Source organism: Kitasatospora sp. NPDC048194 (genome assembly GCF_043202455.1).
Classification (GTDB): Bacteria; Actinomycetota; Actinomycetes; order Streptomycetales; family Streptomycetaceae; genus Kitasatospora.
Window position 1 is genome coordinate 1 of record NZ_JBIDAK010000038.1, and the last position, 12114, is coordinate 12114.

8 protein-coding genes and 1 pseudogene are annotated in these 12114 nt (G+C 73.7%); 5 read left to right on the forward strand and 4 right to left on the reverse strand.

Going from position 1 to position 12114, the window contains the following annotated elements:
* The first annotated feature begins 153 nt into the window (after nucleotides 1-153).
* From ACGF07_RS30900 to ACGF07_RS30920, 5 genes and pseudogenes are all read left to right on the forward strand, one after another.
* The gene (locus tag ACGF07_RS30900; protein WP_392904088.1) at nucleotides 154-1287 is read left to right on the forward strand and encodes an SUKH-4 family immunity protein; all 1134 of its coding nucleotides are present in this window, start codon (nucleotides 154-156) and stop codon (nucleotides 1285-1287) included.
* 205 nt (nucleotides 1288-1492) lie between these two features.
* A complete protein-coding gene (locus tag ACGF07_RS30905) occupies nucleotides 1493-2515 on the forward strand; it encodes a DUF2332 domain-containing protein (protein WP_392904091.1) in 1023 nt (340 codons plus the stop codon).
* Nucleotides 2516-2620: 105 nt separating this feature from the next.
* Nucleotides 2621-3382: a MerR family transcriptional regulator gene (locus tag ACGF07_RS30910; protein WP_392904093.1), complete on the forward strand. Its 762-nt coding sequence runs from the start codon at nucleotides 2621-2623 to the stop codon at nucleotides 3380-3382.
* Between the two features lie 488 nt (nucleotides 3383-3870).
* Nucleotides 3871-4914: an isopenicillin N synthase family dioxygenase gene (locus tag ACGF07_RS30915; RefSeq protein WP_392904095.1), complete on the forward strand. Its 1044-nt coding sequence runs from the start codon at nucleotides 3871-3873 to the stop codon at nucleotides 4912-4914.
* 312 nt (nucleotides 4915-5226) lie between these two features.
* Nucleotides 5227-5985: pseudogene (locus ACGF07_RS30920) on the forward strand (MerR family transcriptional regulator); the annotation flags it as partial.
* A gap of 203 nt (nucleotides 5986-6188) precedes the next feature.
* Here the strand turns inward: ACGF07_RS30920 and ACGF07_RS30925 are convergent.
* The 4 genes from ACGF07_RS30925 to ACGF07_RS30940 form a co-directional block, all read right to left on the reverse strand.
* The gene (locus ACGF07_RS30925) at nucleotides 6189-8369 is read right to left on the reverse strand and encodes a 3-hydroxyacyl-CoA dehydrogenase NAD-binding domain-containing protein (protein WP_392904097.1); all 2181 of its coding nucleotides are present in this window, start codon (nucleotides 8367-8369) and stop codon (nucleotides 6189-6191) included.
* Between the two features lie 142 nt (nucleotides 8370-8511).
* Nucleotides 8512-9726 (reverse strand): acetyl-CoA C-acetyltransferase, encoded by a 1215-nt coding sequence (locus ACGF07_RS30930; protein ID WP_350742011.1) that lies wholly within the window; start codon nucleotides 9724-9726, stop codon nucleotides 8512-8514.
* A gap of 47 nt (nucleotides 9727-9773) precedes the next feature.
* On the reverse strand, nucleotides 9774-10916 hold the full coding sequence (locus ACGF07_RS30935; protein WP_392904100.1) for an acyl-CoA dehydrogenase family protein: 1143 nt from the start codon (nucleotides 10914-10916) through the stop codon (nucleotides 9774-9776).
* A gap of 2 nt (nucleotides 10917-10918) precedes the next feature.
* Entirely contained in the window at nucleotides 10919-12109 is a 1191-nt protein-coding gene (locus tag ACGF07_RS30940; protein WP_392904102.1) for a CaiB/BaiF CoA transferase family protein, read from the reverse strand.
* Nucleotides 12110-12114: the final 5 nt, after the last annotated feature.

Genomic DNA, 12114 nt, shown 5'->3' on the forward strand with positions numbered 1-12114 from the left:
CCTGCGCGATCTGGCACAACCGGACCACAGACCAGCCCGTGACCCGCTCACTGATCGCCTACGACCACTGACCGACTTCGGAACTACTCGTCTAGGGTCTGGTGCGTCAGGGGGGCAGAACCGTGGAGGGTGGGGGACGTGGGATGTGCACGGGTGACCGAGGTACCCGGCGGGGTGCTGCATGAGGGCAGCCGGGAGTTCCTGATGCGGGAGGGGCTGCCGGCGGCCGGGGCGTTCCTGGACTTCGGAGCGCTCGGCGGCGGGTCGTTGAGGCCGTTCCCCGGCGGGTCGGAGCGACTGTTCGTCCTCGGGGAGACGGACTACTGCACCCCCTTCGCCGCGGTCGGCGACCTGGTGCTGCTGGACGGGACCACCGGTGAGGTGCTCCTCGGCGACGGCGGGCCGCGACGCGATCCACTGGCCTCCGACCTGGCGTCGCTGGCCGCCCTGGTCCGGGAGGTCGACGCGGTGGGCGAAGCCGCCCGGCGGCCCGAGGCCCTGGGCGGGCGGCGCGGACCGGCGGTGGTGGCCGAGGTGATGGCGGCCGCCGAGCGGCGGATGCGGGACATCGACCCCGGGCTGTTCGGGAGGAGCGCCACCCCCGCCCACTGGGGGACGGCACTGCTGGTGCGGGCGCTGGGCTGGGGTGCGCTGCCGGGTGGACCGGACGGCCCCGCGTACGAGATCGGCGCGGAGCTGGTGGCCGAGCTCGCGGCGCTCACGGACGAGGACGGCGGGGCGGGCCGGGTGCACCGGTTCCGGCCGGAGGGGTTGCCCGCCGCCCTGGTACACGAGCCGACCCGGCGGCTGCTGACCGAGGTCGGACTGCCGCTGGGCGGCGCCGTGTTCGGAGGGTGCGAGGAACCGCTCGTCACCATGGCGGAGGCGTACCCCGAGTACTTCGACGGCGAGGAGGAGCGGCCGTACCAGCGGGACTACCTCGCCCTCGGGGACTGGCCGACCGACCTCACGATCGCCCTGGACGGCACCACCGGCCGGCTCGAACTGCCGGACTGGTACGACGACGGCCAGCCCGAGGCCTATCTGAACCGCGACCTGTCCGCCCTGCTGTACGCCCTGTGGACGTACGAGCGGCTGCGCACCGAGTGGGAGCGCTGGGAGCACGGCCGGATCCGGGAGGTCTGGGCGGTGTTCGACCCGCAGTCCCTGCTGAGCAGTGTGGTGGACCGGCTGGTGGAGGCCGTCGACCCGGAGGCCTTCGCCTCGCCGGGCCGTTCGTGGCGGCTGCTCGCCGAGGACGGGCACATGGGCGGCCTGCTGGGGTGAACCGGGGCGGGCCGGGGCGGGGCACGGCGCGGGTGAGGGTCCGATCACCTGGTCGTGACCGCATGATCGTGTGATCATGTCGGGCGTGACCGCCTGATCACCGTCCCGGGCGCGGCCGAGGCCGCGCCGCGTCCGACGGGGACCGGGACGGGGACGGGACAGGGCCGGGCACGGCGACAGGGCCGGGGCCGGGGACGGGGGAGACATGGACGTACGGGGTACCAGCGGCGCCGCGACGGGGAGCAGCTACCTGGCCTTCGCCGAGCGGGAGGCGCGCGGCAACTCGGCGGTGTACCAGGAGCTGGCCGAACGCGTCGCGGGGGACGCCGGGTTGCTCGGGCTGCTGGCGGAACTGCCGCCCGCGAAACGGCAACCGAACCTCCTGTTCGGTGCGGTGCGGCACCTGGGCGGGCCGGTGGCGGAGGGCTGGCCGGCCTTCCGCGACTGGGTGGCGGCGCATTGGGAGCAGGTCTCGGCGACGATGCGGGAGCGGCTCACCCAGACCAACGAGGCGGGTCGCTGCGCCACCCTGCTGCCGTTGCTGGCCTCGCTACCGCAGCCGCTCGCGCTGATCGAGGTGGGCGCCTCGGCCGGACTGTGCCTGTACCCGGACCGGTACCGCTACCGGTACGTGCCCGGGGGCGGATCCGGCGGTGTGGTCGCGGAGTTCGGCGCCGAGGGCAGCCCGGTGACGCTGGAGTGCACGGTGGACGGGCCGGTGCCGATGATGGAGTCCTTGCGGGATCGGCTGCCCAGGGTGGTGTGGCGGGCCGGGATCGACCTCAACCCGCTGGACGTCCGGGCCGAGGAGGACGTGCGCTGGCTGGAGTCGCTGGTCTGGCCGGAGCAGACCCACCGGCTGGAGCGGCTGCGCGGGGCCGTCCGGATCGCCCGGACCGAGCCGCCGCTGCTGGTGCGCGGGGACCTCAACGCGACCGTAGGGGACCTGGTGGCGCAGGTGCCGGCCGGGGCGACGCCCGTGGTGTTCCACAGCGCGGTGCTCGCCTACGCGTCGCCGGAGGCGCGGGCGGAGTTCGCCACGACCGTGCGCGGGCTGCCCGGGCACTGGATCTCCAACGAAGCGCTCAGCGTGCTGCCGACCGTGGCGGAGCGCCTCCCCGACCAGGCTCCGGCCCGGTCCGGGTTGTTCGCGCTCGCGCTGGACGAGCGGCCGGTGGCGTACACCGGGCCGCACGGGCAGTCGCTGGACTGGTTCGCGGCTGCGTGACTCCGGCGTCGAGGACTTGAAGCTGCCGCAGCGGCAGCTCCTACCGTCGTGACCGGGGCCGGAGGAACCGGCCCCGGTCCACGCGACGTGGGAGAGGAGTCGGCCATGGCCTGGCCCATCGCAGAAGTCGCCCGGATGTCCGGAGTGACCGCCCGGACGCTGCGGCACTACGACGAGATCGGTCTGCTGCCGCCGGCCCGGATCGGCTCCAACGGCCACCGCTACTACGAGGAACGGCAGTTGCTGCAGTTGCAGCAGATCCTCGTGCTGCGGGCGCTGGGCGTGGGGCTGACCGAGATCGCCCGGATCCTCGGCGACCAGGTGGACGAACTGGAGGCCCTGCGGGGCCACCACCGCCGGCTGCTCACCGAACGCGACCGGATCGACTCCCTGGCCGCCACCGTCTCCCGCACGATCGCCGACCTGGAACGCTCCCGGAAGGACGGCACAGCCATGACCGGCATCAACCGCCCCGAGAACCTCTTCGAGGGCATCCAGCCCGCCGACGTCGACGCCAGCCTGCGCGACTTCCCCGAGCACGCCGAGGCGACCCGACGGGTGACCGCCGCGATGACCCCGGCCGAGATCGAGGCCGGGCAGCGCGAGCGGACCGCGCGGATGGTCCGCCTGGCGGAGCTGATGACCAGCGGCCACCCGGCCGACTCCGAGCCCGTGCAGCACATGATCGAGGAGGAGTACCGGCTGCTGAACGGGATCCGGACCGTCCCGGTGGAGGAGTACCTCGCGATCGCCCGCTCCTGCACGGAGAACGAGAGCTGGAGCGCCGCGTACGAGGCCATCGCTCCGGGGCTGGCCGCCTACCAGCGCGCCGCCATGGAGGCGTACGCGGCGGCACGGCTCTCCTGAGCCCGGGCGGCGGGGCCGGGGGCGGGGCCCGAGGTGCCGTTGCCTCGGGGCGGGGCCCGAGGTGCTGTTGCCCCGGGCCCCGGCCGCCCGGGCCCCGGCCGCCCGGGCCCGGGCCATGACCAGGGTCGGCGCGGTCGGCAACCCTCCGGACGGGAGAGGCCATCACCACACCGACCCCGGACTTGAGCAGCCACGGACAAGTGGTGGGCGGCCCTCCGCCATGGGGGGCTCGCCCGGCGGGGACGGGGTCATCTAGGCTGGTGGCGTGCTCATCCTTGTTCGCCGCCGCCACGTGGACCTGCTCCGCGTGACGACCATGTCCTGTCGACGCTCCGGCTGAACCTCGCGCCACCACCCTCAACGGCGGCCCCGAACGGCCGCCACCACCTCCCGGCTCCCGGAGCTCCCCGCCGCACGAGGCGCGACTCCGGCCACCTCCCGGTCGACCACCGGGACCCGTCCGGGACGAGACCCAGCGGATGTCACACATGACGCAGCAGTACACGCCCATATCCGGAACCGGCTCCACCCAGGCGCTCGCCGACGCCCTCCCGGTGATCGACCTCTCGCTCGCCGACGGCAGTCCGCAGGACCGCCGACGCCTGCACGACGAGCTGCGCGACGCGGCCACCGGCGTCGGCTTCTTCCAGCTCGTCGGCCACGGCGTCACCCAGGAGGAGACGACCGCGCTCACCACCGCGATGCGCGCCTTCTTCGCCCTCCCCGAGGCCGACCGGCTCGCCGTGAGCAACCTCAACTCCCCGCACTACCGCGGCTACACCCGCACCGGTGACGAGCGCACCGGCGGCAGCCAGGACTGGCGCGACCAGCTCGACATCGGCGCCGAGCTGCCGCCGCACGTACCCGGCGCCGACGAGCCCCCGTACTGGTGGCTGGAGGGCCCCAACCAGTGGCCGGCCGCCCTCCCCGAGCTGCGCACCGCCGCCCTCGGCTGGATCGACCACCTGGGCGAGGTCGGCCGCCGCCTGCTGCACGAACTCCTCATCTCCATCGGCGCCCGCCCCGACTTCTACGACGAGGCCTTCGCGGGCCACCCCCACCTGCGCCTCAAGCTGGTCCGCTACCCCGGCACCGCTCCGGACGGCGCCGGCCAGGGCGTCGGCGCCCACAAGGACTACGGCTTCATCACCCTGCTGCTGCAGGACACCGTCGGCGGCCTCCAGGTCGAACGCCAGGACGGCAGCTTCCTCGACGTCCCCCCGCTCGACGGCGCCTTCGTGGTCAACCTCGGTGAGCTCCTGGAAGTCGCCACGGACGGCTATCTCAAGGCGACCAGCCACCGCGTGGTCAGCCCGCCCGGTGCCCGCGAACGCTTCTCCGTGCCGTTCTTCTACAACCCCCGGCTCGACGCCCACATCGAGCCGCTCGACTTCCCCCTGGCCCACCACGCCCCCGGCGCCACCGAGGACCCGGCCAACCCGCTGTACGCCGACTTCGGCATGAACGAATGGAAGGGCTACACCCGGGCCCACCCCGAAGTCACCCGCCGGCACCACGCCGCGCTGGTCTGACCGGCACCCCCGGAACGCCCGGGCCTCCCGGCGGCCCTCCCCCGACGCCCCTGTCCGCCACCCGCCGTACCCGGTGGCAGGCAGGGGCGTCGGCCGTTCCTGCCCCGAGGCCTTGCCCACGGCCGGCCATCGGTAAGGCCCGAGGCAACGAGTGAGCCCGGGCCGGGCCGGAGGGGGCGGGCCCGATCGTGGCCGCCCGTTCAGGACGGAGCCGGCGCACCCACAGCACCCCGGCGCGCGGTGGACCGGCGGGGCGGCCACTGTCACACTGCTGCTGTCACAGCAGGAGTGTGCCAGCGCGGGAGGAAGTCGATGGGGGAGCAGGGCGCCGTGGCGGGGGAGGTGCGGCTGACGGTGGACGAGTTGGCGGCGCGGGCCGGGGTGACGGTGCGGACGGTCCGGTTCTACGGGACGAAGGGCTTGTTGCCGCCGCCCGAGTTGGGGCCTCGGCGGGTGGGGCTGTACGGGGCGGCGCACCTGGACCGGCTGGGCCTGATCGAGGAGTTGCAGCGGCAGGGACTGACCCTGGCCGCGATCGAGCGGTACCTGGCGCGGTTGCCGGAGCACAGCACGCCGCTTGAGCTGGCGATCCACCGGGCGCTGGTGGCGTCCTGGACGCCGGAGGCCCCGGAGGAGGCCACCCGGGCGCAGCTGGAGCGGCGGGCCGGGCGGGGGCTGTCCGAGGACCAGGTGGAACGGCTGGTCGCGATGGGGGCGCTGGAGCGGACGGCGGATCCGGAGGTGTTCCGGGTGGATCCCGGTCTGCTGCCGCTCGGGGTGCGGATCGTGGACGTGCCGATCCCCCTGGAGACCCTGCTGGCCGCCCGGGAGGTGGTGCTGGAGCACAGCCGGGCAACGGCCCGGGAGTTGCAGCGGCTGTTCCGGGAGACGGTGTGGAAGCCGTACCGGGAGAGCGGGCCGGCTCCCGAGGAGCTGGCCCGGATGAAGGCACTGACCGACCACATCCAGCCGATGGTGGCCCAGGCGCTGGTCACGGCCTTTCAGCGGTCGCTGCGGGAGGAGTTGGACGAGGAGCTGCGGGAGGATCGGGACGGGGAGCCCGGCGGGGAGCCAGGCGGGGAGCCCTATGGGGAGCCAGGCGACCAGCCGGGCGGGAAACCGGGCGACCAGCCGGGCGGGAAACCCGGCGACCAGCCGGGTGGGAGACCGGGCGAGGAGCACGGCGGCCGCCGCCCCGGCGACCCGGCTGGGGCCGCGTGCACCGCGTGCACCACGGCCCCACCCGGTTCCGCCTGAGCCAGGAGCCGGCCGGATCAGTCGGTGAAGGTCCGCCCCTCCGCCGCGATCCGCTCCAGCAGCGCCGGCGGCGCGAACCGCTCGCCGTACGCGGCGGCGAGCTCGCGGGCGCGGGCCGTGAAGCCGGCCGGGCCGCCCGGGTAGCCGTTGATGTACTGGAAGACACCGCCCGTCCAGGCCGGGAAGCCGATGCCGAGGATCGAGCCCACGTTGGCGTCGGCGACCGAGGTCAGCACGCCCTCCTCCAGGCAGCGCACGGAGTCCAGCGCCTCGCTGAACAGCATCCGCTCCTTGAGGTCCTCGAACGGGACCTCGGTGACGTCGACGTCCGGGCGGGAGAAGTGCTCCAGCAGCCCGGGCCAGAGCCGCCCGCGCCTGCCGTCCTCGCCGTACTCGTAGAAGCCCGCGCCGCCGCTGCGCCCGGGGCGGCCGAACCCGTCGACCATCCGGTCCACCACCGCGTCCGCCGGGTGGGGCTCCCAGCTGCCGCCGGCGGCCTCGACCGAGCGCCGGTACTCGTCGCGGATCTTGCGCGGCAGGGTGAGGGTCAGCTCGTCCATCAGGGAGAGCACCTTGGCGGGGTAGCCGGCCTGGGCGGCGGCCTGCTCGATGCTGGCCGGGTGGATGCCCTCGCCGACCATGGCGACGCCCTCGTTGAGGAACTGGCCGATCACCCGCGAGGTGAAGAAGCCGCGCGAGTCGTTGACCACGATCGGGGTCTTGTCGATCTGCCGGACCAGGTCGAAGGCGCGGGCGAGCGCCTCGTCGCCGGTCTGCGGGCCGCGGATGATCTCGACCAGCCGCATCTTGTCGACCGGCGAGAAGAAGTGCAGGCCGATGAAGTCGGCGGTGCGCCGGACGCCCTCGGCGAGCAGGCCGATCGGCAGGGTGGAGGTGTTGGAGCAGAGCAGCGCGTCGGGGGCGACGACGCCCTCGACCTCCTCGAACACCTTGTGCTTGAGCTCGGTGTTCTCGAAGACGGCCTCGATCACGGCGTCGCAGCCGGCCAGGTCGGCGGCCTCGGCGGTGGGGGTGATCCGGGCGAGCAGGGCGTCACGCTTCGCCTCGGTGGAGCGGCCGCGCGCGACGGCCTTGTTCAACAGCCCCTCGGAGTAGGCCTTTCCGCGCTCGGCGGCCTCCAGGCTCACGTCCTTGAGCACGACCTCGATGCCGGCCTTGGCGCAGGCGTAGGCGATGCCGGCGCCCATCATGCCGGCGCCGAGGACGGCGACCTTGCGGACGAGCCGCTTCTCGACGTCCTTGGGGCGGCCGGCACCGGAGTTGACCGCCTGCATGTCGAAGAACAGGCCCTGGATCATGTTCTTGCTGGTCTGCCCGCAGGCCAGCTCGGTGAAGTAGCGGGCCTCGATCGCCATCGCGGTGTCGACGTCGACCTGGCTGCTCTCCACCGCGGCGGCCAGCACGTTGCGCGGGGCCGGGTAGGGCGCGCCGTTCAGCTGCTTGCGCAGGTTGGCCGGGAAGGCGGGCAGGTTGGCGGCGAAGGCGGGGGTGGCCGGGGTGCCGCCGGGGATCTTGTAGCCCTTGGCGTCCCAGGGCTGGACGGCCGTCGGGTTGGCCTCGATCCAGGCCCTGGCGCGGTCGGCCAACTCCTCCGGGGTGTCGACCAGTTCGTGCACCAGACCGTGCTCCAGCGCCTGCGCCGGGCGGTACTGGCGGCCCTGCAGCAGGAACTTGAGCAGGGCGTCGGTGATGCCGAACAGCCGCACCGTGCGGACCACCCCGCCGCCGCCCGGCAGCAGGCCGAGGGTGACCTCGGGCAAGCCGATCCGGCTGGCCGGGGTGTCCAGCGCGATCCGGTGGTGGCAGGCGAGGGCGATCTCCAGGCCGCCGCCGAGCGCACTGCCGTTGACGGCGGCGACGACGGGCTTGCCGAGGGTCTCCAGGGTGCGCAGCGAGCGCTTGATCCGCATGGACTTCTCGAAGACGGCCTCGGCGTCCTCGGGGCGGGCCGCGGAGAGCGTCCGCAGGTCTCCTCCGGCGAAGAAGGTCTTCTTGCCGGAGGTGATCACCACGCCGCGCAGCGCGTCCCCGAGCCCGGCCAACCGCCCGACGACGGTCTCGAGGTCGGCGGTGAACGCCTCGTTCATGGTGTTGACGGACTGGGTGGGGTCGTCGAGGACGAGGGTGACCACGCCGTCCCCGTCCTGCTCCCAGCGGATGGTGGTGGTGTCGCTCATCAGGTTCTCCAGGTCTACCGGTCAACCGGTCTGCGGTCCGCAGGTCCGCAGGTCCGCAGGTCCGCAGGTCCGAGATCCTGCCGGTCTGCGGGTTCGCGGGTCTGCGGGTCTGCTGGTCTGCGGGTCTGCGGTGGCGGGGTGGTCAGACGCGCTCGACGACGGTGGCGATGCCCATGCCGCCGCCGACGCAGAGGGTGATCAGGCCGTAGCGCAGGTCGCGCCGCTCCAGTTCGTCGATCACGGTGCCGAGCAGCATCGCGCCGGTGGCGCCGAGCGGGTGGCCGAGGGCGATCGCGCCGCCGTTGACGTTCACCTGGTCGTGGCGGAAGCCGAGTTCGCGGATGAAGCGGAGCGCGACGGCCGCGAAGGCCTCGTTGATCTCGACCAGGTCGATGTCGGCGGCGGTGAGGCCCGCCTTGGCGAGCGCCTTGCGGGTGGCCGGCGCGGGACCGGTGAGCATGATGGTGGGTTCGGAGCCGGAGACGGCGGCGGAGACGATCCGGGCGCGCGGGCGCAGCCCGTACCGCTCGCCGACCTCCCGGTTGCCGATGGCGACGAGCGCGGCGCCGTCCACGATGCCGGAGGAGTTGCCCGCGTGGTGGACGTGGTCGATGGCCTCCACCCAGTGGTACTTCTGCAGGGCGACGGCGTCGAAGCCGCCGGCCTCGCCGATCTGGGCGAAGGAGGGCTTGAGGCCGGCCAGGGTCTCGACGGTGGTGCCGGGGCGGATGAACTCGTCGCGTTCCAGTACCACCAGCCCGTTGCGGTCGCGCACCGGCACCACCGAGCGGTCGAACAGGCCGTCCGCCTGGGCCTTGGCGGCGCGGGCCTGGGACTCGGCGGCGAAGGCGTCCACGTCGGTGCGGGAGAAGCCCTCGATGGTGGCGATGAGGTCGGCGCCGATGCCCTGGGGTGCGAAGTTCGTCTCGTAGGCGGTCATCGGGTCGGCGAACCAGGCGCCGCCGTCGGAGGCCATCCTGACCCGGGACATCGACTCCACGCCGCCGGCCAGGATCAGGTCCTCCCAGCCCGAACGGACCTTGGCGGCGGCCAGGTTGACGGCTTCCAGGCCGGAGGCGCAGAAGCGGTTCTCCTGGACGCCGGCGACGGTGTCGGGCAGGCCGGCCGCGATGGCGGCGATCCGGGCGATGTCGGAGCCCTGGTCGCCGATCGGGCTGACCACGCCGAGCACGATGTCGTCGATCGCGGCCGGGTCCAACTCCGGGTAGCGGCTGCGCAGTTCGTGGATGAGTCCGACGACGAGGTCGATCGGCTTGGTGCCGTGCAGCGAGCCGGTGGCCTTGCCGCGGCCGCGCGGGGTGCGGATCGCGTCGTAGACGTACGCTTCGGTGGTCACGATGGAAGTGCCTTTCGGGGCTGGGGGTTCCTGAGGGGTGCCGGTGCTCAGCCGAGGATGGAGCGGCCGACGATCTCCTTCATGATCTCGGTGGTGCCGCCGTAGATGGTCTGGATGCGGCCGTCGGTGAACGCCCGGGCGACCGGGAACTCGCTCATGTAGCCGTAGCCGCCGTGGAGCTGGAGGCAGCGGTCGGCGGTGCGCTTCTGCAGTTCGGTGGCCCACCACTTGGCCATCGAGGCGTCGGCCGGGGTGAGCGCGTACCGGTTGTGCTCGGTGATGCAGCGGTCGACGAAGGTGCGGGTGATCGCGCACTCGGTGGCCAGTTCGGCGATCTCGAAGCGGACGTGCTGGAGCTTGGCCAGCGGACGGCCGAACGCCTCGCGCTGCTTGACGTACTCGGTGGTGATCTCGACCAGGTGCTCGGCGCCGGCGATCGCCGCCGCGGCGATGGTGAGCCGCTCCTGGGCGAGGTTCTGCATCAGGTGGACGAAACCGCCGTTGAGTTCGCCGAGCAGGTTCTCCTTCGGCACCCGGACGTCCTCGAAGAACAGCTCCGCGGTGTCCTGGGCCTTCTGGCCGATCTTGTCGAGGTTGCGGCCGCGCTCGAAGCCGGGGGTGCCGCGCTCGACGACCAGCAGGCTCAGGCCGTGCGCACCCCCCTCGGGGGTGGTGCGGGCGACCACGATCACCAGGTCGGCGAGAATGCCGTTGGAGATGAAGGTCTTGGCACCGTTGAGCAGGTAGTGGTCGCCCCGGTCGACCGCGTGGGTGCGGATGCCCTGGAGGTCGGAGCCGGTGCCGGGCTCGGTCATCGCGATCGCGGTGATCAGTTCGCCGGTGCAGAAGCCGGGCAGCCAGCGGCGCTTCTGCTCCTCGGTGCCGAGCGAGGTGAGGTAGGGGCCGATGATGTCGTTGTGCAGGCCGATCGCCAGCCCGGAGGCGCCGGCCCGGGCGAATTCCTCGGCCAGCACGGCGGCGTAGCGGAAGTCCGGGGTGCCGCCACCGCCGTACTCCTCGGGGACGGCCGGGCCGAGCAGGCCCTGGCGCCCGGCCGCGAGCCAGGCGGAGCGGTCGACGATGCCGGCCTTCTCCCAGCGGTCGTAGTGCGGCAGCACCTCCTTGGCGAGGAAGGCCTTGACGGTGGCCCGGAAGTCCTCGTGCTGCTCGGTGAAGATCTCGCGCTGCAACGCTACGCTCCTTGGTCTGCGGCGGAGTCGGGGGCCGACGTGGTCATGGCCGGCGGGTCGAGGGACGGCACGCCCCAGTCGCGGGCCACCTCGGCGGTGTCCGCGCCCGGGCGGGCCGGCGGCCGGCGCAGCGCGCCGGGGGTCGCGGAGAACCGCGGGGCCGGGGCGGGCTGGGTGACGCCGTCCGCCTCGACGTAGGTGCCGCGCGCCGCCAGGTGCCCGTCCGCGGCAGCCTGGCGCATCGTCAGCACCGGTTCGACGCAGGCGTCGGAGCCGGCGAAGACGGCCTCCCACTCCGCCCTGGTCCGGGTGGCGAAGCGGTCGGCGATCCGGGCGCGCAGTTCGGGCCAGCGGGCGAGCTCGTACTGCCCGGGCGCGTCCGGGCCCAGTTCCAGCAGACGGGTGAACTCGGCGTAGAACCGGGGCTCCAGCGCGCCGACCGCGAGGTGTCCGCCGTCGGCCGCCCGGTAGACCGCGTAGAACGGCGCGCCGCCGTCCAGCAGGTTGACGCCCCGACGGTCCTGCCAGTGTCCGGCCGCGAGCAGGCCCCACAGCATGCTGCTCAGGTGCGCCGCGCCGTCCACGATCGCGGCGTCGACCACCTGCCCGGTGCCGGTGGCCCGGGCGTGGTGCAGCCCGGCGAGCAGGCCGACCACCAGGTACAGCGAGCCGCCGGCGTAGTCCCCGAGCAGGTTCGCCGGGATCCCCGGCGGCCCGTCCGCGGCCTCCTCCGCCGCCGGCACGGCCCCGCCGGCAGCCCGCTCCGTCGCCCCGCCCGGCGCCGCGACCATCCCGAGTACCCCGGCCACCGCCGCGTACCCGAGGTCGTGCCCGGCGGTCGCGGCCCGGGGGCCGTCCTGCCCCCAGCCGGTCATCCGCCCGTACACCAGGGCCGGGTTGCGCTCCAGGCACGCCTCCGGCCCCACCCCGAGCCGCTCGGCGACCCCCGGCCGGTAGCCCTCGATCAGCAGGTCCGCCCGCTCCACCAGGTCCAGGACGCGCCGGGGGCCGTCGGGCGCCTTGAGGTCGATCAGCACCGACCGCTTGTTCCGGTTGGTCAGGTCGTACGCCGGATCCGTGCCCAGGGGTGAGGGCTCCGGCCGGTCCACCCGCACCACGTCCGCCCCGAGGTCGCCCAGCAGCATCGCCGCGAACGGCCCGGGCCCGATCCCGGCGAGTTCCACCACCCGCACGCCCG